Source organism: Dyella telluris (genome assembly GCF_014297575.1).
Lineage (GTDB): Bacteria > Pseudomonadota > Gammaproteobacteria > Xanthomonadales > Rhodanobacteraceae > Dyella > Dyella telluris.
Genome location: NZ_CP060412.1, coordinates 1,261,106 through 1,280,801, shown reverse-complemented (window position 1 = coordinate 1,280,801; position 19,696 = coordinate 1,261,106). Strand labels below are relative to the sequence as shown.

The following is a 19,696-nucleotide window of genomic DNA, read 5'->3' as shown; positions in this document are numbered from 1 at the left end:
TGAATCAGGCGCTTACGTGCGCCGGCAAAGCAGCAGCACTTCGTCCACGCCTTCGCTGGCGGGCAGGCCAGGCTGCCAGCGCAGCGGTTTCTGCAGGTACAGGCCCAGCGGCATGATCACCCGGTTGTACCACCACATGGCGCGCTCGCGCCGGTGCGACAGGGACCACTGGCCCAGCTTGAGCAGCAGGCCGGAGCTGGGTTGCATGCCGTAGACGGCGCTGCGTTCGATCGTCCAGCCATGCGACGCCAGCCGCTCGGTGATCTGGGCCGGTTCGTAGCGGCGGTAGTGGCCCACGAACTCGTCGAAACTCGTCCATGCCGACTCGTGCAAGGGCACGGACAACAGCAGACGGGACTGCGGCGCGGTGACCCGGGACAATTCACGCAGCGCGCCTTCGTCATCCTGCACGTGCTCGAGGATGTCCAGCGCGCAGACCAGGTCGAAACTGGCATCGGGGCAGGGCAGGTCGCTGATGCTGCCGCGTATCGCGCTGGCGCCCTCGGCGCGTAGCGCCTGCAGGGCGGCCAGGCTGATGTCGACAAAGCAGGTGCCGTCCAGCGGCAGGCGGGGCCGCAGGCCCGGCGCGATCTCCAGCCGGCGCGGCAGGGCCATGGCCAGGTCGCGCACCATGGGCCAGGTATTGAAGCGGCTTGGGTCCACCAGGCGTGCGCCCGACCACAGCGCGTCGTAGAACCGTTGATTGGTGCGCTTCAGTTCGGCATCGGTGGGGCGTGGGATTGCAACCGTCGGCATGCGCCAAGTGTTGTCAGAAAACACCTGACCTGAGAATGAAAATCAGGCAATTCTGCGTAGTTCCGTGCCTGCCGCCACGTCATGCAGCGCACGTTTCCGCGAATCCGCCGCGGCGAAGCCGAACCAGGCGATCCATGCCACCAGCACGGCCCAGGTGGCGCCGCGTGCCCCGATCACGGGTGCCAGGCCCAGCAACAGCATCGGCGCGGCAGCGACCACGAGGCGCACGATGGCCTGCACGGCCGAGATGCGCTGGCCGTCGGCATTCGTCACGCGGATGCGCCACGGGCGCATGCCCAGCGTCTGCCCACCGCGCAGCCACGAGGCGAGGAAGTAAGCCGATACGACCAGCGCCTGCAGTGGCTGGTACCACCATGCGATGTGTGCATGGCCATCGGTGGTGACCAGCGTGCCGCCGGTAACGCGCTGGCAGACATAGCCCACCACCATCACGATGGCCACCACGGCGAGCAGGTCGTAGAGCAGCGCCATCAGGCGGCGCCACAGCGGGCAATACACGTCGGAAGCGGTGGTGGAACTCATCGACTGGGCAGCCTCGGCAACAGGGCGCTTGCACGAGGCGAGGCGGACGGCGAGCATCGCATCCATGCAGCAGGAAGAACCCAGTATCGCCGAAGCCGACCGTCGCAGCATCGATGCCTTCATCGAGCGCGTGTGGTCCGAAGATGGCCTGTCCGACCGCACGCTCGACGCGTACCGTCGCGACCTCGAAGGTCTCGCCCGTTGGCTGGGCACCCAGGGCCAGAGCCTGCGCAGCGCGCAGCGCCATCACCTGTCCGCGTATCACGGCAGCCAGCCGGTGGCGGTGCGCTCGCTGGCGCGGCGGCAGTCGTCGTTCCGTCGCTTCTATGCGCATGTCGCGCGGATGGAGCCAGGCTTTGAAGATCCCACCCTGCTGATAGAACGCCCCAAGACGCCGCGGAGCCTGCCCAAGGCGCTGGCCGAACGGGAAATCGAAGGCCTGCTGGAGGCGCCGGATGTCGGCACCACGCTGGGGCTGCGCGACCGCGCCATGCTGGAATTGATGTACGCCTCGGGCCTGCGCGTGTCTGAATTGGTGGAGTTGCCGCTGGCGTCGCTGAATCTGCGGCAGGGTGTGGTGCGCGTCACCGGCAAGGGCGGCAAGGACCGGCTGGTGCCGATCGGTGAAATGGCGGCCGAGCGCATCGAGGCTTACATGGCCGCCGCGCGGCCGGTGCTGGCGCGCGGACGCCAGCCCGCGGCACTGTTCCTGAGCAAGCGCGGCGAGGGCATGACGCGGCAGATGTTCTGGACCCTGGTGAAGCGCTACGCGATCACGGTGGGCATCGTATCCAAGCGCATTTCGCCCCACGTGCTGCGCCATTCCTTCGCCACCCACCTGCTCAACCACGGCGCGGACCTGCGTGCCCTGCAGATGCTGCTGGGCCACAGCGCGCTGAGCACCACGCAGATCTATACGCTGGTGGCGAAGGAGGGGCTCAAGCGCCTGCACGCCCAGCACCATCCGCGCGGCTGACCGGGTAGAGGCCTGGCATCGGTTCCGCGGTGTGCCAAACGGCCCGCATACGCGTTCATGTGCCTGTGCGAGAATATGTTTTTACCCGCGCCCCCCCAGCGCGGTGGCATGTCAACGAGGTTTGCGATGTTCAAGAAATGGTTGCTGGCGCTGTGCGTCGGCGGATTGACCCTCAATGCCTGCGCGGCGCCCGATGGCGCGGCCGCAGCACCGGATGCCGCCGCGCGCAAGGCCCTGCTGGCGCTGGTGCCGCATGCCACGATCGATTCGATCCGTCCGGCGCCGATGCCGGGTTTCTTTCAGATCATTGCGTCGGGCCATCTGGTCTACGTCTCCACCGACGGCAAGTACATGCTCAATGGTGACGTGATCGACCTGTCGAAAAAGAAGAACATCAGCGAAGACAGCTGGGCGGATTTCCGCAAGGCCGAGCTGGCCAAGGTGCCGGAGGCCGACCGCATCGTGTTCGCGCCGGCCAACCCGAAGTATCGCGTTACCGTCTTCACCGACGTCAACTGCGCCTATTGCCGCCAGCTGCACTCCCACATTGCCGACTTCAACAAGGCCGGCATCGCCGTGGAATACGTGGCCTGGCCGCGCGAAGGCGTGACCAACGAAGCCGGCAAGACCACCCAGACCTATAACGAGATGGTCGGCGTGTGGTGCGCCAGCGACCGCAAGGCCGCCTTTACCGCCGCCAAGCAGGGCAAGGCCCCCAAGGCCACCAATTGCCCGAACCCGGTGAAGGACGAGTTCGACCTGGGCGTGAAGCTGGGCGTGAGCGGCACCCCCACCATCATTGCCGAAGATGGCAGCGTGCTCGGTGGTTACATGAGCCCCGATCAGCTGCTGCAGGCACTGAAGACCGGCGGCTGAACCAGCCTGGCCAGGGCGCCGCCGGCGTCCCTGGCGGTCTATTTGCAGCAAAAACAAGGTATTGAGTCGTCATGCTGGCGAGACTTTCCATCTCGCCCGCCTGAAGCACCGTGATGCTGCGTCGCGGCAGTCTTGACCCGCCTTGGGGTACAATAGGCGTTTTCGCCTACCTCCCGTTCCCCGCATGATCGCACTCGACGGGCAGAGCGCCCTCTCGCCTTTTCGTCTCGAACGTCTGAACGCACGCCTGGAGGCCATTCATCGTGGCACGCGTGTGCAGGCTTCGTGGTTCGTTTACTTCATCGACGCCGACCGCGCGCCGGAGGGCGAGCAGCATCGTCGCCTGCTGGAAGTGCTGGAAGCCAAGGAGGGTGCGCCGGAGGCCGCCTCCCTGTGGGTCGTCCCGCGTCTGGGCACCATTTCGCCCTGGTCCAGCAAGGCCACCGACATCCTGCATGGCGCCGGCTTTGATGTGCGCCGCGTGGAGCGCGGCGTAGCCTGGCAGGTCGCCGGCTTGCCCGCCGCCGGCTCGGATCAGTACGACGCCGTGCTGGCCGTGCTGCACGATGCGATGACGCAGTCGGTGCTGACCGGCCTGGATCAGGCCAAGGGCCTGTTCCTCGGCGGCCAGCCCGGTCCGTTGGTGTACATCCCGCTGGGTTCCGATGCCCAGGGCGCGCTGGACAAGGCCAACAAGGAACTGGGCCTGGCGCTGGCCGACGACGAGATCGAATACCTCGTTGACCGCTACGCCGAACTGGGGCGCGACCCGACTGATGCCGAACTTTTCATGTTCGCGCAGGCCAACTCCGAGCATTGCCGCCACAAGGTGTTCAACGCCAGCTGGACGCTGGACGGCGAGGCTCAGGACAAGAGCCTGTTCGGCATGATCAAGAACACCCACCAGCTTTCGCCGGCTTACACGCTGTCCGCCTACAAGGACAACGCGGCCGTGATCGAGGGCTACGAGGGCAAGCGCTTCTTCCCGGACCACGATGGCGTGTGGCGCGCCCATCCGGAGCGCATCGAGTACGCGATCAAGGTGGAAACGCATAACCACCCGACCGCCATCGCCCCGTGGCCGGGTGCCGCGACCGGCGCCGGCGGCGAGATCCGCGACGAAGGCGCCACCGGCCGCGGTGCCAAGCCGAAGGCTGGCCTCACCGGTTTCTCGGTGTCCGACTTGCGCATCCCGGGCCTGCCGCGTCCGTGGGAAGTGGATCGCCCGCTGCCGCCGCACATGGCTACCGCGTTCGAGATCATGCGCGACGGCCCGCTGGGCGCTGCTGCGTTCAACAACGAATTCGGCCGCCCCGCGCTGGGTGGCTATTTCCGTACCTACGAGCACGAAACCGGCGAAGCCGGCGTGCGCCGTGGTTATGACAAGCCGATCATGATTGCCGGCGGCCTGGCCAACATCCGCGCCGACCACGTGCAGAAGCGCGACGTGCAGCCGGGCAATCAGGTGATCGTGCTGGGCGGTCCGTCCATGCTGATCGGCCTGGGCGGCGGTGCCGCCTCGTCGGTGGCCGCGGGCACCTCCAGCAAGGAGTTGGATTTCGCCTCCGTGCAGCGCGACAACGCCGAGATGGAGCGTCGCGCGCAGCAGGTGATCGACAGCTGCTGGGCGCGCGGTGACAAGAACCCTATCGTCAGCGTGCATGACGTGGGCGCGGGTGGCCTTTCCAACGCCATTCCCGAACTGCTCAACGACGCCGGCGTCGGCGGCCGCATCGATCTTTCGCGCGTGCCGTGCGATGACCCGTCGCTGTCGCCCATGCAGATCTGGAGCAACGAGTCGCAGGAGCGCTACGTGCTCGCCATCGGCGTGGAAGATCTCGCCGAGTTCGAGGAGTACTGCAAACGCGAGCGCTGCCCGTACGCCGTGGTTGGCGAAGCCACCGCCGAGCGCCGCCTGGTGGTGCGCGATCCGCGCACCGACACGCTGGTGATCGACCTGCCGATGGATGTGCTGTTCGGCAAGCCGCCGCGCATGCATCGCGACGCCACGCGCCTGAAGCCGCGCATCGACCTGGTGCCCGACCTCACCGGCATCAGCATGGACGAAGCGCTGATGCGCGTGCTGCGCCTGCCCACCGTGGGCAGCAAGAGCTTCCTCATCACCATCGGCGACCGCACCGTCGGCGGCCTCAACGCACGCGACCCCATGGTCGGCCCGTGGCAGGTGCCGGTGGCGGATTGCGCCGTCACCATCACCGACTTCGACAGCTACACCGGCGAAGCGATGGCGATGGCCGAGCGCGCACCGGTGGCGCTGCTCAGCAGCCCGGATGCCGCACGTCTTGCCGTGGGTGAGGCCATTACCAACCTGGCCGCCGCACCGATTGCCTCGCTGGGCGAAATCCGCCTGTCGGCGAACTGGCAGGCCGCGGTGAATTTCCCCGGCGAAGATGCCGCGCTGTTCGATGCGGTGAAGGCCGTGGGCATGGAACTGTGCCCGGAACTGGGCATCTCCATCCCGGTGGGCAAGGACTCGCTGTCCATGCAGACCGTGTGGAAAGACGGTGACACCACGCAGCGCACCGTCTCGCCGGTGTCGCTGGTGATCACCGGCTTTGCCCGCGTCACCGACGTGCGCCGCACGCTGACGCCGCAGCTGCGCCTGGATCGCGGCGACTCCGAACTGTGGCTGCTCGACCTCGGTGCCTGCCGCGACCGCCTTGGCGGTTCCGCGCTGACGCAGGTGTTCAACCGCGGCGGCGGCGTGCCGCCGGATCTGGACGACGCCAAGCGCCTGAAGGCCCTGTTCGAGCTGGTGCAGGAAGCCAATGCCGGCGGCCTGCTGCTGGCCTATCACGACCGTTCCGACGGTGGTGCCATCGTGACCCTGCTGGAGATGGCGTTTGCCGGCCACTGCGGTCTGGAGATCCATCTGGACGGCTGGGCGGAAGCCACGCTGCGTGCGCTGTTCAACGAAGAACTGGGCGCCGTCGTGCAGGTGGCCACGGCCAACCGCGAGGCCTTCGAGGCGCTGCTGGTCAAGCATGGCCTGACCAGCATGGCGTACCGCATTGGTCGTCCGAAGGAAAAGCTGGGCATCAAGCTGTTCCAGAACGGCGACACGCTGTTCAAGTGGAACTGGCGCACGCTGTTCCAGGCGTGGAACGAGACCAGCCACGCCATGCAGCGCCTGCGCGACAACCCGACGTCCGCCGATGCCGAGAACGAGTGGCGCCTGGACGATGCCGATCCGGGCATCACCCCCAAGCTCACCTTCGATCCGCATGAAGACATTGCTGCACCGTATATCAGCCGCGGCGCCAAGCCGCGCGTGGCGGTGCTGCGCGAGCAGGGCGTGAACGGCCAGGTGGAAATGGCCGCCGCGTTCACGCGTGCGGGCTTCGATGCCATGGACGTCCATATGTCCGACCTCGCCAACGGCCGCATCAAGCTGGGCGACTTCAACGGCTTCGCCGCGTGCGGTGGTTTCTCCTACGGCGACGTGCTCGGCGCGGGTCGTGGCTGGGCCACGTCCATCCTGTACAACGAATTCCTGCGCGCGGAATTCACCGAGTTCTTCGCCAATAACCTGCGTTTTGCGCTGGGCGTGTGCAACGGCTGCCAGATGATGAGCCAGCTGAAGGACATCATCCCCGGTGCACAGCACTGGCCGAAGTTCCTGCGCAACGCCTCGGAGCAGTACGAAGCGCGCGTGGCCACGCTGGAAGTGCTCGATTCGCCGAGCATCTTCTTCAAGGGTATGGCCGGTTCGCGCATCCCGGTGGCCGTGGCGCACGGCGAAGGCCGCGTGAGCTTCCCGTACAGCTGCAGCCCGTCGAAGGCCGGCAGTGCGTTGCGTTACGTCGACAATCGCGGCAAGCCCACCGAAGACTACCCGCTGAACCCCAACGGTTCGCCGGGCGGCCTCACGGGCTTCACCGCTGCCGACGGCCGCGTGACCATCATGATGCCGCATCCGGAACGCGTGTTCCGCAGCGTGCAGATGAGCTGGCATCCGGAGAAGTGGGGCGAGGATTCACCGTGGATGCGCATGTTCCGCAACGCACGGTTGTGGTGCGGCTGATGCGGTCCAGCCACGCCGGGCTTACCGTCTAGCGTGGCTGCCTTCGCGCACTGGTTCGCGCGGATCTTGCCTGCTGCAGCGTGGACCTGCGTGGTTGCGCTGCTGCCCTGGTGGTTGGGTTTGCCGTTGGTGTTGTTGGCGGTGGCAGGCGCGGTGCTGTTCGACCGGCGCATCGCCCACTACGCGGAGTTGTGCCGCCGGGCCTTGCGCTGGGGCCTGCCGGGCCTGCTGTTCGCCGTGCAGCGCGCGCTGGGTGGTGACCTGATCGCCTGGGGTGCTGCCTTGCTCGGGGCGTTGGTCGGTTTCTCGCTGGTCGTGTTGATGGAATCGCTGCTCGACCATCGCGTGCGACGTGTCCCTTCCGGGCCGCCGTCACCCGAATGGAGCGAGCTGGCGATGGCCCCGGTCGGGCCGCCGGCGCAGATCATCGAGCTGGCCCGCGCACACTGGCGTGAAGCGGGCGAAGCCTTCGACAGTGCGGCAGGCCAGGCGCGGTTCGAGTCCACCGGCAACGGGCGGGGGCGTTTCGTCTTCGAACAGGGCATGGTCATCGACAAGGCCAGCCCGCACTACTGCTTCAGCCCGGGTGGCCGGTGGTTCGCCGCCAACCTGCCGGGCGGCCGCGGCGAAGTGCTGTGGGATCGCCAGAGCGGCCGCATGCATCGCATGCCGGGCTGGCAACTCAGCGGTTGGGAAGGCGAGCGGCCCTGGCTGGCGCGCGGCGTGGACGGCGTGCCGATGCCTCTTCACGAAGCACTGGGGCTGGGCCCGCGATGATGGTCGGCACGATCATCCCCTGGGACGTACTGGACAACGCAAACTGGTGACCGTGAATACCGACGCATCTCCCTCCCTGGCTTCCGTATTGCCGCTCAGCGTGATCGTGGTGGCGGCTGACAGCGGTCCCAGCCTGCGCGACTGCGTGCGGCGGGTGCTGGCGTGCGACGTGCCGCTGGAAATGATCCTGGTGGACAACGCCTCAGCGGACGGCATTCCGCAGGCGATCGCGCGTGCACATCAGGGTGACGATCGGCTGCACGTGATCTACAACCATGCCAACCTCGGCTTTGGCCCGGCGATGAATCGCGGCGCCGCGAAGGCAAGCGGCAAATCGCTGCTCATCCTCAACCCCGATTGCCTGATCGACAGCGCCAAGCTGCAGCGCCTGCTGGAGCTGCTGGCAGCGCATCCGCGTGCCGGCGTGATCGGCGCGGTGGTGTGCGACGAGGACGGCACGCCCGATCCGGCCTCCTACCGGCGCGACCCGTTGATGCGGCGCGCGTTGAATACGCTGTTCAAGCGTGCGGGCGAGGGCATCAACATCGAGGGCCCCATGCCGGAGGAGCTGGTCGAGGCCGAGGCCGTGTCCGGTGCGTTGATGCTGATGCCACGCCGCGTGTTCGACTATCTCGCCGGCTTCGACGAAGCCTATTTCCTGCATTGCGAAGACCTGGACCTGTGCCGCCGCGTGCGCGACGCGGGTTATCGCGTGATGCTGGCCGGCGACGTGCGCGTGCTTCACGGCAAGGGTTCGTCCAGTCGGCATCGGCCGGTGTTCGTGAGCCGCCACAAGCATCGCGGCATGTGGCGCTGGTTCCGCAAGTTCGATCCGGATGCGGGCAAGCCCTGGGTCTCGGCGGTGGTGTGGCTGGGTATCTGGTCGCATTTCCTGCTGCAGATTCCCGGCCAGCTGTGGCGCCTGGCCACGCGCAAGCGCGTGAAGGACACGGCGTGAGCGGAGCGGCGTCGCGTACCTCGGCGCTGGCCACCCTGGGTCTGGTTTCCGTCACCGCCATCTGGGGCTCCACCTTTTTCCTGATCAAGGACCTGGTGGGGCGCATGGCCGTGGCCGATTTCCTGGCCGTGCGTTTCCTGATCGCCGCGCTGGCGATGGCCGTGCTGTTCCATCGGCCGCTGCTGCGCCTGAGCCGGCGCGAGTGGTGGCAGGGTCTGGCGCTGGGAGCCATCTATGGCATCGCGCAGCTGCTGCAGACCTCGGGGCTGGAACACACGTCGGCGAGCATCAGCGGCTTCGTCACCGGCATGTATGTGGTGTTCACGCCCTTGCTCGGCACGGTGCTGTTGCGACAGCGCCTGCCGTCGGTGACCTGGATCGCCGTGCTGCTCTCGGTGGGCGGCCTGGGCCTGCTGGCGCTGCATGGCTTCAGCATTGGCTACGGCGTGTGGCTCACGCTGGCATCGGCCGCCCTGTACGGCCTGCATATCGTGGGGCTGGGCACATGGTCGCGTCCCGGCAGCGCGTTCGCCCTGTCCACGGTGCAGATGCTGATGATCGCCATCATCTGCCTGCTGGCGACCTTGCCCTCCGGCCCGTCGCTGCCGCCTGATCGGGGCGCGTGGGCCGCCGTGGTCTACATGGCGCTGGCGGCGGGTGCCGGCGCGATGCTGGTGCAGACCTGGGCACAGGCGCACCTGTCGTCCACGCGTGCCGCCATCGTGATGACGCTGGAACCCGTGTTCGCGGCCGGTTTTGCGGTGACCTTTGGCAACGACGCGCTGACCTGGCGCATGCTGGTCGGTGGCGCCCTGGTGCTGGCGGCGATGTACCTGGTGGAGCTGGCGCCGCGCAGCGCGGCGGTGAAGGCAGAAGGGCTGCACCACGAGGTGTGAGTTCTGTAGGAGCGCACTTGTGCGCGACCAACCCGCGATACCGTATCGAGTAGGCGCTGCGGTCGCGCACAAGTGCGCTCCTACAAGGGCGTTACGGGTCGCTCTTCTTCGGCTTGTGCGGATGCGGCTGCATCGCGATGCGCACCAGATAAACCACGATGGCGATGTTGGCGAGCAGTGCGCCCAGCTTCAGCCAGGAAAACTTGTGCACCGTTTCGTACAGCTCCAGCGGGATCAGCGAGCCGGTGGCGATCACCGTGAACCATTCCGCCCAGTGCTTGCGTAGCCACAGGCCGGTGCCTTCGGTGGCGAAGATGGCGGCGTAGCCCAGCGCCACCAGGCCGATGGCGACGAACTTGCTGGGCCCCAGTGACTGCAGCAGCTCCACCAGTTTCCAGCGCAGGCCGTTGCTGTCGGTCAGCGACAGGTGCTCCAGCCAGTGCACCAGTTTCTCGAAGTTCTGCTCGCGGTCCAGGTGGAAGGCGAAGGCGGCCACCAGGATCAGGCACACCGTTTTCACCGCCTTGTAGATGGCGATGATGCGAAGGCCGAGGCTGTGCTGCGCTTCGATCTCCGAGGTGGGCTGCAGATGGGGATGGTGGTGGTGTTCGCTCATGGGGAGTCGTGGATCACAAGAGGCCATCATGGCCGCGGCATGATGAAGCCCTGGGGAACCGAAGCCTAAGGCATGTGGGCCGGTTCACAAACAACAAGGCCATGCCCGGGGCATGGCCTTGCGTGGTGCGCGGTATTCGCCTTGTTACCTTCATGACCCCTCACCGTCATCCCCGCGAAGGCGGGGATGACGGTGAGGGAAGATGGACGACGCAGGTTTGCCGAGGGCTTCCGGTTTCGCAGCCACCTCAGCAACACCGCCCCCCAGTCCCCTTGTACCGGGCAATCTGCCGTTCCCTGAAGAACTCCTTGTAGCTGGGCACCGGGCGATCCGGATGGTGGTCGCGCAGGTGCTTCACGTACACGTCGTAATCAGGGACGCCGCAGCAGAGCCGGGCGGTCTGTACCGCCCAATGCCTGATTGCCGCAAGCTTCGCTTTCATGGTCTGACCCTCAGCGGGTGGTCACGGTACCCAGCGCCACGTACGGCTCTTCGTGGGCGGTGGGATGGTTGATACCCCAGGCCTTGACGATGGCGCGGATGGCAAAGCCCAGCATGGCAAGAATCAGCAACATGAAGATGCCCGTCAGCGCGGCATCCACGTAGTTGTTGGTGACGATGCGCTGCATTTCCTCCACGGTCTTGGCCGGCGCCAGCATCTTGCCGTCCGCGGCTGCCTGCGCGTATTTCTGCGCGGCGGCGGTGAAGCTGATCGGCCCGACCAGCTTTTCCCAGCCGGCGGTGAGCGTGCAGATCACCAGCCAGATCGCCGGGATGCCGGGCACGAGCACGTAGCGTTCGCGCTTGAGCTTCACCGTCACCACGGTGGCCAGCATCAGCGCCACGGCTGCCAGCATCTGGTTGGCGATGCCGAACAAGGGCCACAGGGTGTTGATGCCGCCCAGCGGATCCACCGCGCCCTGATACAGGAAGTAACCCCACAGGCCCACGCAGATGGCCGTGGCCAGCAGGTTGCCTGTCCACGATTCGGTGTGCTGCAGCGGTTTGTGGATGAGGCCGGCGATCTCCTGGATCATGAAGCGGCCCACGCGCGTGCCGGCATCCACCGTGGTGAGGATGAACAGCGCTTCGAACAGGATGGCGTAGTGATACCAGAACGCCATCATGCCTTCGCCGGGAATGATGCGATGAAGCAGCTGGGCCATGCCCACGGCCAGCGTCGGCGCACCGCCGGCGCGGCTGAGGATGCTCTTCTCGCCGATGTCCCGGGCGGTGTTGAGCAGTTCGTCCGGCGACACCACGAAGCCCCACTGGCTGATGGCCGTGGCGGCGTCCTGCGCGGTGGTGCCGATCAGCGCGGCCGGCGAATTCATCGCGAAGTACACGCCCGGATGCAGCGATGCGGCGGCCACCAGCGCCATGATGGCGACGAAGGCCTCCATCAGCATGCCGCCGTAGCCGATCATCCGTGCCTCGCCTTCATTGGCGATCAGCTTGGGCGTGGTGCCCGAGGCGATGATCGAGTGCCAGCCCGACACCGCGCCGCAGGCGATGGTGATGAACAGGAACGGGAACAGGTTGCCCTGGAACACCGGGCCGGTGCCGTCGATGAACTTGGTGACGGCCGCCATCTGCAGGGTCGGCGCGGCCAGGAAGATGGCCAGTGCCAGCAACAGGATGGTGCCGATCTTCAGGAAGGTGCTGAGGTAGTCGCGTGGTGCGAGAAGCAGCCACACCGGCAGCACCGAGGCGCAGAAGCCGTAGCCGATCAGCAGCCAGGCCAGCGACTTGGCGTCGAAGTCGAACACGACGGACCAGGTCGGCGACGCGGCCACGTGCGAGCCGAACCAGATCGAGGCGAGCAGCAGCACCAGGCCGATGATCGACACTTCCAGGATCTTGCCCGGGCGCAGCCAGCGCAGGTAGATGCCCATCAGCAGCGCAATCGGGATGGTCGCCGCCACGGTGAACGTGCCCCAGGGGCTGTGCGTCAGCGCCTTGACCACCACCAGTGCCAGCACGGCCAGCACGATCATCATCAGCACCAGCACGCCGAACATGGCGACCACGCCGGCGACCGGGCCGAGTTCGTCGCGCAACATGTTGCCCAGCGAGCGGCCGTCGCGGCGGACCGAAAGGCCGAGGATCATGAAGTCCTGCACGGCGCCGGCAAACACCACGCCGAACAGGATCCACAGCGTGCCGGGCAGGTAACCCATCTGCGCCGCAAGCACGGGGCCCACCAGCGGACCGGCACCGGCGATGGCGGCGAAGTGGTGGCCGAACACCACCCACTTGTCGGTGGGCACGTAATCCAGGCCGTCATTGCGCAACACGGCTGGCGTGGCCCGGCTCGGGTCCATGCACAGCACCTTGTCGTTGATGAACTTGCTGTAGAAGCGATAGCCGATGACGAACACCGCGATGGCGGCAGCCACCAGCCAGATCGCGTTGATGGGTTCGCCACGGCGTAGCGCGACCACGCCCAGGCACCAGGCGCCGACAATGGCGATGGCGGCCCAGAGGATCTTTCCTGCGGGACTTGGTTTGACGACGACCGTAGACATTCGCGTTGGCTCCTGGAGGGTCACCCGCAAGGGTCGTCCCGGGCAGGCCGGGGGTCAACGCCATTATGAGCCCACATGCATTAGCCATTGGTCGAATGGGCATGAGCCCGCCGTCGTGCCGCAGTGCAGCGTCAGCGGTCAGTCGAACACCGGGGCATGGCGGCGCGAACCGGGCACGCCGACTGATGGAATCCTCACACCGCTTAACCGGTGATCTGCCGGTATTGCTGGTATAAGTCGCCCATCTGCCGACTTGCCCGCGGGGTTCCCCGCCCCGGTACGGCTCCGTTCCGACGAGGTTTCCAATGATCCGCGACATCCTGAAGATGGGCGACCCGCGCCTGCTGCGCGTGGCGCCGCCGGTACCCGACGCGATGATCGGCAGCGCCGAACTGGAGGCACTGATTGCCGACATGTTCGACACCATGCACGATGCCGGTGGCGTCGGCCTGGCCGCGCCGCAGATCGGCGTGGACCTGCAGCTGGTGATCTTCGGCTTCGACAGCTCCGAGCGCTATCCGGATGCCCCGGCCGTGCCGCGCACCATCCTGCTCAACCCGGTGATCACGCCGCTGTCGCAGGACATGGAGGAGGGCTGGGAAGGCTGTCTGTCGGTGCCGGGCCTGCGCGGCGCGGTGAACCGCTACACGTTGATCCGCTATCAGGGCGTGGACCCGAAGGGAACGCCCATCGACCGCACCGCGGAAGGATTCCATGCCCGCGTGGTGCAGCACGAGTGCGATCACCTGATCGGCCGGCTGTACCCGTCGCGGATCACCGACTTCAGCAAGTTCGGTTACACCGAAGTGCTGTTCCCGGGGATGGACCCGGGCGCGGACGAGTAAGCGCTTCGCCGGGTGCACGAGCAAACGGCGGTGCCGCCGGGCGCGACGTCCCCTATAGTTTCATCCTCCGCACACTCATTCCGAAGGCACACGCATGACGGCAAAGCAGGCCCCCTCGCCGGTGGATCGCGCGGCGGGTTTGTCGCCAGCGGCGCGCCGCTTCCTGCAGGAGGCGGGCGGTGCGCTGGCGCATGGCCAGCCGGAGTCTGCCGAGCGTGCCTTGACCAGCCTTCTGGCCATGGCGCCGGACAGCGCCGAGGGCCACATGCTGCTGGGCGTGGCAGCGCAGATGCGCGGGAAGCATGACGCCGCGATCAGGGCGTTCAACGAATCGCTGCGCCTTCGCCCGGATGACGCCGCCACTCTGATGTATCAGGGCATCGCGCAATTCGAGCGCGGCGATGCGGCATCGGCGCTGGCTTCGTTCCAGCGTGCATGCGAGCTGGCGCCCGGCATGCCGCCGGCATGGTTCAACCTGGGCAAGGCGTTCAAGGTGCAGATGCGCCGCGAGGAAGCCTGCCGTGCGTTCGAGCGCGTGCTGCAGATCGACCCTGCGCATGTGCTCGCGCGCAACAGCCTGGCCGATACGCAGGTGAGCCTGGGCCAGATTCCGGCGGCCGTGGCCAACTATCGCGAGGTGCTGCGCCGGCAGCCGGAGAACCACGTGGCCTGGCACGCCCTGGCCAACCTCAAGACCGAACCCTTCAGCGAACAGGACACCGCGCAGCTGCAGCGCCTGTTCCGCAAGCCGGAGGTGGCGGGCGATGCGCGCGTCGCCATCGGCTTCGCGCTGGCCAAGGCACTGGAAGATCGCGCGGACTACGCAGCGTCCTTTGACGTGCTGCGCGAAGCCAATACGCTCAAGCGCCGCTCGTTGCACTGGGATGCCGCGGCGGAGCGGCGTCATGTCGATGCCATCATGGCAGCGTTCGCCCAGCCCTCACCCGCGCCGGTCGATGCCACGCTGGGGCAGGAGGTCATCTTCATCGTCAGCCTGCCGCGCTCGGGTTCCACGCTGACCGAGCAGATCCTTGCGTCGCACCCGCAGGTCGAAGGCGCTGACGAAATCACCGATCTGCCGCAGATCATCGACGCGGAATCGCAGCGACGTGGCATGCCGTTTACGCAATGGGCATCCACCGCCACGGCGGATGACTGGGCGCGCCTGGGGCGCCAATACCTGGAGCGCACGGCGCGCTGGCGCCAGGTGCGGCCGCGCTTCACCGACAAGAACATGCTCAACTGGCAATACCTTGGCGCGGCGCTGGCCATGCTGCCCGGTGCGAGCGTGATCAACTGCCAGCGTGATGCAGTGGAAACCTGCTTTGCGTGCTATCGCCAGTTGTTCAGCACGGGCTCGTACTTCAGTTACGACCTCGACGAGATGGCGAGCTACTACACCGACTACGTGCGCCTGTGTGATTTCTGGCAGCGGCGTTTTCCGGGACAGGTGCTGGAGCATTCGTACGAAGCGCTGGTGGCCGAGCCGGAAGCACGCATCCGTCGCTTGCTGGACTTCTGTGGACTGGCCTTTGACCCTGCGTGCCTCGACTTCCACAGCACGTCGCGTACCGTGCTCAGTACGGCGAGTGCGGCGCAGGTGCGTCAGCCTTTGCAGAAGAACAATTCGCGGTTGGCGCATTACGAAGCACAGCTCGCGCCGTTGCGTGCAAGGTTGCACGTGGCCGGCGTGCTCTAGGCCATCCAGCCAGATTCCCCAAGCAACATCGCTTCCCTCATCGTTGCAGCCTCCCTCACCGTTGCAGCCTCCCTCACCGTCATCCCCGCGAAGGCGGGGATCCAGTGCCTTTGCCTTTTGAAACGGTTGGCGAGAACGAAAGTCGCTGGATGACCAGCCCTTCGGCTGTTGAAGAGCGCCTCCCGCCTTCGCGGGGATGACGGTGAGGTTTGTCGTTGCGGTGCGAAGAAGTGGAGGTGGCCGGCCGCCACTAGATCACAAGCGCCGTGCCAGATCAGCGACATCAACAAAAAAAGCCGCCGGATAACCGGCGGCTTCTGTTCACTCGGAGTGGCCAAACGCGGCCACTCCGACCATCACCCTCACTTACCAGTCGTACGTCACGCCGAGCTGCACCACGCGCGGGGATTCCACCGTGGTGTAACCGGCCACGTACGGCGCACCGTAGGACACGTTGGGAGCGCCCGTGGCGCCGTAGGACGGATACGCCGCGGTTTCCTTCTGCTCGTTGAGCAGGTTGCGCACCTGCAGCTGGAACGCCAGCTTCTTCTGCGCCCACTCCGGACGATATTCCAGGGCCAGATCGATCGTGTGCAGCCACGGCGTATAGCCCGTGGTGCCGATCGGCGTCGGCTGGCCACCACACCAGTGGTAGGAGTTGCCATAAGCAACGGGATCCGTCTCGTCCGTGCCATACAGGCCAAGGCAGGTCTTGGGCGCGCCCGAAGCCAGCGTCACCACGCCGCTCAGCGACCACTCCGGCAGGAACTGATAGGTGCCGTAGGCCTTGAACACATGCTTGCGCGAATTGGGCTGCACGCTGTTGGCGTACTGCATCAGCTGGCCGAAGTCCCACTGTTCGGTGGCCGACTGCGAGGTGGATGCCTGACCAATGTTCGACTGCACCGGGCCCTCGGTGGTGCCGTAGCTCTTGGACCACACGTAGTCGAACTTGGCGCGCCACTTGCCGTCCCACACGTGCTCCAGATACATCTCGAGCGAGTAGTAGTGGCGGTAAGCCTGCGGGAAGCCCATATCAGCCGGCGAGACCGACGCATACGCATAGCCGCCGTTGACGTTGGTGATCTTGTAGGTGTTGGTCTTGCCCGGATTGATCAGGATGCTGCCGTTGACGTTGAGCAGGTTGCCGCAGTTGGCCATGGAGGCCGCCTGCGCATTCACCGGCTGCTGGTTGGCCAGGCCCGGGTTCTGCGCGAGCGCGGCCGCGCAGATGGCGTAGGGACCTTCGGCCGTGTCGTCGATGATGTTGTTCATCTTCGACCAGGTACCGGTCACGCCATAGGCCCAGAACTCGCTGAACTGATGCTGGAAGCCCAGCACGTAGGAGTCCTGATAGGACGCCTTCAGGTTCGTTGACGAGACCGTCTTCGGATCGAGCGGCTGACCGTACTCGTAGTTGCCCGACACGGGCACGCCGAGACCCTGGGTGAGGCCATACGACTGCAGCGGGGTCAGGCCGGTCGGGATGCCGTTCGCATCGATGCCGGTATAGGTGTAGTACTGGCCGGTGTACGTGGAGGCGGAGGCCTCACGCAGAGCCACGCCGGTCGGCAGCGCCAGATAGTAGCGGCCGGCATTGCCGAATAGCTTCATGCTGGAGTCGCCCATGATGTCCCAGCTGAAGCCCAGGCGCGGCGCCCACTGCGGCTTGGTCAGGCGCACATAGGGTTCGCTGTCGGGGTTGTAGTTGGTGAACTGGTCGTTGCGCAGGCCGAGCTTCAGCAGCAGGTTCGGCGTGACCTGCCAGTCGTCGCTGATGTACTGCGCACGCTGCGACACGCGTACCGTGGCCGTGGTGATGTAGATGCCCTTCTGCACGTAGTAGCCATTGGGTGAGGGCGCCACGTAGGGGCTCACGTTGGGGTCGGTGCCAAGGACCGGGTTGCCCGGATCCATATAGCCATAGTCCCAGTAATAGCCCGGACCGTTGGGAATGCTGCCGTCCTCGATGTCCTTCGAGGTCTGGTTGTCGATACCCGCCTTCAGCGTGTGGTCGCCCAGCTTGTAGGTCAGGCTGAGGCGCGTGTTGGTTTCCATCGACTGATGGTTCGGGTTGTTCGAATAGTTGGTGATCTGATCGTTGGTGCAGTTGGCCGTCGGGCAGTACGCCGGGTTCTGATCCCCCGAATCAAGGATCTCCGGGTTGGACGATGCGCCCGGCTGCGACGAGGCATACGTGCCCTTCATCTTGCCGTACATCGCGTTCAACGTGAGGTCGTCGGTGATGTACGAGGTGAAGTTGGCGACACCCAGGTTGAAGGTGTCCTTGGTCGACTGCTGGTAAGCGTTGAAGGCGCCGGCCTTCTTGGTGCTGTAGTCGTAGGCGTAGGTGTCGCCGTAAAACTCGTGGGTGTTCTTCGCGCCGGTGATCGACAGGATGTTGCTGTCGGTGATGTTCCAGTCGATCTTGGCGTAGTACTTCGGATCCTTGAAGTTGTTGTGGTACTCGTGCGGCGCGCCGACATTGCGGCTCACGGTTTCCGTGGCGCTGCGCGCGGCTTCGGCAGCCACGAAGAAGAACAGCTTGTCCTTGATCAGCGGGCCACCGAGGTAGACGTCATACACCGTGTTCCATGCGGTGTTGTCATTGCGGTAGTCGTACAGGTTGCCCGGCGTGCGGTTGGCATAGGCCGAGTTGGAAGCGGCCAGTGCAGGCGTGACGTTCGGGTTGCTGAAGTACGTGTTGCCCGGCGTGCCCTGCAGGTCCTCCGGCTGCCAGAACACGGCACCGCCGAATTTCCACTGGTTGGTGCCGCTGGCACCCAGCTGGCTGATCACGCCGCCGGTGGAGCGGCCGTATTCCGGACCGTAACCGTTGGTGAGCGTTTCCTGCTGGGCGATGGCGCCGTACGGCAGGCTGATGCCGCCCGAGTTGGAGATCGGGTCGGAGGTGTTGAAACCGTTGATGTAGTACGCGTTCTCCACCACGGTGGAGCCACCGAAGGACACCAGCGGTTCGCCGGTGGGGCCGGTGCCGTCAGCGGTGGCGCCAGGCACCACGCCCGGGGCGAGCAGGGCGATGGCGGCGCTGTTGCGCGCCAGCGGCAGCTGCTTGAGCTGTTCCTGCGTGATGACGGTGCTTTGCGTGGTCGAGCTGACGTCGATCGCCGGGATGGCGTTGGCCACCACGGTCACGCCGGAGAGATTCTTGGCGTTGCTGGAGCCTTCGCCCGAAGCGAAGTCCACAGCCACGGCGCTGGCGGCCAGCGCGGTGACGCCCTGCTTGGTCTGGATGGTCTGGCCATCGCGGACCAGCGATACATCGTATTTGCCGATCGGCAAGGTGATGCTGTAACGGCCGGACTTGTCGACCGGCACGGTGCGGTCAAAACCCGAACCACCCACGATATGAACCGACTCCCCAGCGGCTACGGGCACCTGGCCCGAAATCGTGCCGGTGGTGGACTGTGCGTGCACGTAGCCCGAAACACCGAAACCCATGGCGATAGCGACGGCCAAAGCCGTCCGTCGCGCCGGCATGCGAGATGCCGGAGACATTTTTTTAACACTCACGATGTACCTCTCCCCGTTAGAAGATCAATGCGATCGACGGTCTTGCTCCCCAGTTCCGATGGCCAGGACCGGCGGTGCAATGCCGCGGGACATGCAGGCCATCAGATCGTTCGACCATAAGTGTCTTGCGCCTGACATGTAAACCACAATTATTTACGAATAATCAGCAAGTTATTGCTGACGTCGCGCTGACGTTTGGATCAGGTCTGAAGTAGTTTTTAACGTATTGTTTTCATTTAAAAGTAGGGCTAATACCCTTGCTCGCATTCTTGCGAAGCGTGTCTCCGGGCCTGAGACGAGTTCTGGATTTATTTCCCCGGGTGCCTGGGCAGGAAGCACTCATGCGCGCCCGGCGATGCCTTCAAGGGGATCCTTGCCCCGACGTGCGGGCGTGTATCCGGCACATGCCGCGAGTTGTCGTCAGGATTGGGATCGGCATCGGTTTCCGGTTTGCCCGGATGACGCCAGCGCGGTAGCGCCAGAGTGTGCAGTAGCGCTGCGCGTGCGCCGCTGGGTGCCCGCCGGATGGTGCTCTGACGCAGTGCTGGCGCCATTCGTCAACCCGTTGCCAATCCCCGAGAATCCGGCAACCCTACGCGCTGGCCCGCCGTCCGGCGGGTTTGACGTATCCGTGCCGCCCGGGCGGC

14 protein-coding genes are annotated in these 19,696 nt (G+C 65.8%); 8 read left to right on the top strand and 6 right to left on the bottom strand.

The genetic code is table 11. The features are described from left to right. Nucleotides 1–12: 12 nt before the first annotated feature. Together H8F01_RS05950 and H8F01_RS05945 are read right to left on the bottom strand one after the other, a co-directional pair. A complete protein-coding gene (locus tag H8F01_RS05950) occupies nucleotides 13–756 on the bottom strand; it encodes a class I SAM-dependent methyltransferase (RefSeq protein ID WP_187058105.1) in 744 nt (247 codons plus the stop codon). 42 nt (nucleotides 757–798) lie between these two features. After that, entirely contained in the window at nucleotides 799–1,356 is a 558-nt protein-coding gene (locus H8F01_RS05945; protein WP_338017294.1) for an RDD family protein, read from the bottom strand. Between the two features lie 7 nt (nucleotides 1,357–1,363). Here H8F01_RS05945 and xerD point away from each other — a divergent pair, with 7 nt between their 5' ends. The 6 genes from xerD (at nucleotide 1,364) to H8F01_RS05915 (ending at nucleotide 9,827) form a co-directional block, all read left to right on the top strand. Then, nucleotides 1,364–2,275: a site-specific tyrosine recombinase XerD gene (gene xerD, locus H8F01_RS05940; RefSeq protein WP_187058103.1), complete on the top strand. Its 912-nt coding sequence runs from the start codon at nucleotides 1,364–1,366 to the stop codon at nucleotides 2,273–2,275. A 126-nt stretch (nucleotides 2,276–2,401) separates the two neighbouring features. Beyond that, complete coding sequence (locus H8F01_RS05935) at nucleotides 2,402–3,151, top strand: DsbC family protein (RefSeq protein WP_187058102.1); 750 nt, start codon at nucleotides 2,402–2,404, stop codon at nucleotides 3,149–3,151. A gap of 184 nt (nucleotides 3,152–3,335) precedes the next feature. Next, on the top strand, nucleotides 3,336–7,196 hold the full coding sequence (purL, locus tag H8F01_RS05930; protein WP_187058101.1) for a phosphoribosylformylglycinamidine synthase: 3,861 nt from the start codon (nucleotides 3,336–3,338) through the stop codon (nucleotides 7,194–7,196). 66 nt (nucleotides 7,197–7,262) lie between these two features. Continuing rightward, nucleotides 7,263–7,973, top strand: a complete 711-nt coding sequence (locus tag H8F01_RS05925) for a hypothetical protein (protein ID WP_238481163.1) — start codon at nucleotides 7,263–7,265, stop codon at nucleotides 7,971–7,973. A gap of 52 nt (nucleotides 7,974–8,025) precedes the next feature. After that, nucleotides 8,026–8,931, top strand: a complete 906-nt coding sequence (locus tag H8F01_RS05920; RefSeq protein WP_238481162.1) for a glycosyltransferase family 2 protein — start codon at nucleotides 8,026–8,028, stop codon at nucleotides 8,929–8,931. Continuing rightward, nucleotides 8,928–9,827, top strand: a complete 900-nt coding sequence (locus H8F01_RS05915; RefSeq protein WP_187058099.1) for a DMT family transporter — start codon at nucleotides 8,928–8,930, stop codon at nucleotides 9,825–9,827. Before H8F01_RS05920 ends, H8F01_RS05915 begins: the two co-directional genes overlap by 4 nt. Nucleotides 9,828–9,918: 91 nt before the next feature. Here the strand turns inward: H8F01_RS05915 and H8F01_RS05910 are convergent, their stop codons facing one another. From H8F01_RS05910 to H8F01_RS05900, 3 genes are all read right to left on the bottom strand, one after another. Beyond that, nucleotides 9,919–10,443: a DUF2127 domain-containing protein gene (locus tag H8F01_RS05910; protein WP_187058098.1), complete on the bottom strand. Its 525-nt coding sequence runs from the start codon at nucleotides 10,441–10,443 to the stop codon at nucleotides 9,919–9,921. 247 nt (nucleotides 10,444–10,690) lie between these two features. Further along, complete coding sequence (locus H8F01_RS05905) at nucleotides 10,691–10,885, bottom strand: YbdD/YjiX family protein (RefSeq protein WP_187058097.1); 195 nt, start codon at nucleotides 10,883–10,885, stop codon at nucleotides 10,691–10,693. A gap of 10 nt (nucleotides 10,886–10,895) precedes the next feature. Further along, complete coding sequence (locus tag H8F01_RS05900) at nucleotides 10,896–12,971, bottom strand: carbon starvation CstA family protein (protein ID WP_187058096.1); 2,076 nt, start codon at nucleotides 12,969–12,971, stop codon at nucleotides 10,896–10,898. 305 nt (nucleotides 12,972–13,276) lie between these two features. Between H8F01_RS05900 and def the strand changes: the two genes are divergently transcribed. Together def and H8F01_RS05890 are read left to right on the top strand one after the other, a co-directional pair. Then, nucleotides 13,277–13,816 (top strand): peptide deformylase, encoded by a 540-nt coding sequence (gene def / locus H8F01_RS05895; protein WP_187058095.1) that lies wholly within the window; start codon nucleotides 13,277–13,279, stop codon nucleotides 13,814–13,816. 94 nt (nucleotides 13,817–13,910) lie between these two features. Next, on the top strand, nucleotides 13,911–15,515 hold the full coding sequence (locus H8F01_RS05890) for a tetratricopeptide repeat-containing sulfotransferase family protein (RefSeq protein ID WP_187058094.1): 1,605 nt from the start codon (nucleotides 13,911–13,913) through the stop codon (nucleotides 15,513–15,515). A gap of 366 nt (nucleotides 15,516–15,881) precedes the next feature. Here H8F01_RS05890 and H8F01_RS05885 read toward each other — a convergent pair whose 3' ends face one another. Next, on the bottom strand, nucleotides 15,882–18,995 hold the full coding sequence (locus H8F01_RS05885; protein WP_238481161.1) for a TonB-dependent receptor: 3,114 nt from the start codon (nucleotides 18,993–18,995) through the stop codon (nucleotides 15,882–15,884). Between the last annotated feature and the right edge of the window lie 701 nt (nucleotides 18,996–19,696).

Excerpts from the sequence above, each read along its gene's own strand:
- H8F01_RS05950 (WP_187058105.1), bottom strand. The coding sequence starts at position 756 with ATGCCGACGGTTGCAATCCCACGCCCCACCGATGCCGAACTGAAGCGC.
- H8F01_RS05945 (WP_338017294.1), bottom strand. The coding sequence starts at position 1,356 with ATGCTCGCCGTCCGCCTCGCCTCGTGCAAGCGCCCTGTTGCCGAGGCT.
- xerD (WP_187058103.1), top strand. The coding sequence starts at position 1,364 with ATGCAGCAGGAAGAACCCAGTATCGCCGAAGCCGACCGTCGCAGCATC.
- H8F01_RS05935 (WP_187058102.1), top strand. The coding sequence starts at position 2,402 with ATGTTCAAGAAATGGTTGCTGGCGCTGTGCGTCGGCGGATTGACCCTC.
- purL (WP_187058101.1), top strand. The coding sequence starts at position 3,336 with ATGATCGCACTCGACGGGCAGAGCGCCCTCTCGCCTTTTCGTCTCGAA.
- H8F01_RS05910 (WP_187058098.1), bottom strand. The coding sequence starts at position 10,443 with ATGAGCGAACACCACCACCATCCCCATCTGCAGCCCACCTCGGAGATC.
- H8F01_RS05905 (WP_187058097.1), bottom strand. The coding sequence starts at position 10,885 with ATGAAAGCGAAGCTTGCGGCAATCAGGCATTGGGCGGTACAGACCGCC.
- H8F01_RS05900 (WP_187058096.1), bottom strand. The coding sequence starts at position 12,971 with ATGTCTACGGTCGTCGTCAAACCAAGTCCCGCAGGAAAGATCCTCTGG.
- def (WP_187058095.1), top strand. The coding sequence starts at position 13,277 with ATGATCCGCGACATCCTGAAGATGGGCGACCCGCGCCTGCTGCGCGTG.
- H8F01_RS05890 (WP_187058094.1), top strand. The coding sequence starts at position 13,911 with ATGACGGCAAAGCAGGCCCCCTCGCCGGTGGATCGCGCGGCGGGTTTG.